The sequence below is a fragment of the Agrobacterium sp. ST15.16.024 genome (assembly GCF_027956545.1).
In the GTDB taxonomy this organism is placed as follows: domain Bacteria; phylum Pseudomonadota; class Alphaproteobacteria; order Rhizobiales; family Rhizobiaceae; genus Agrobacterium; species Agrobacterium cucumeris.
Window position 1 is genome coordinate 1 of record NZ_JAQKGO010000044.1, and the last position, 449, is coordinate 449.

Below are 449 nucleotides of genomic sequence, written 5' to 3' on the forward strand. Positions count from 1 at the left end.
ACCGCCGGCACCGAGGAAGCCGAGTGCGGATGAGGCGAGCGTGGTGGCGAAGGCCGCGACACCGGGGCCACCGCCGCCGGCGATCTGGGCGGCCTGCGAAAGTAACCCCGCCGTCTGCCCGGAGAGCGCCTGCACGCCGGCCATGGCCATCATCGCCATCGGCCCCGTGCCGCCGACGACGGTGTTTACCGAGCCGCCGATCTCGTGTTTCTGGTTGCCGGAAACTTCCACCGCGCGGTTGCCGCCGACTGAGGCGACCTCATGCCGGTCGATGCGCTTGGTCCGGTCATTCAGAACCCGCGTCGTCTGGTCCTTCTGTGCGTGGAAGAACTGGTTCTCCTTGCCGGCCTCATCCTCGAAGGTGATTTCGTTGAAACCGTCGCCCTTGTGACTGTTGGAGCGAAGCACCATGCGCGTCTTGTTGGCGGGCAGATCGTAGGGCACGGAAT

The 449-nt window shown here is 66.1% G+C and carries 1 protein-coding gene; it reads right to left on the reverse strand.

Annotated elements, in window-relative coordinates:
• On the reverse strand, window positions 1-449 hold a 449-nt coding region (locus PL640_RS25545; RefSeq protein WP_442867057.1), incomplete at both ends, for a bacteriophage T4 gp5 trimerisation domain-containing protein.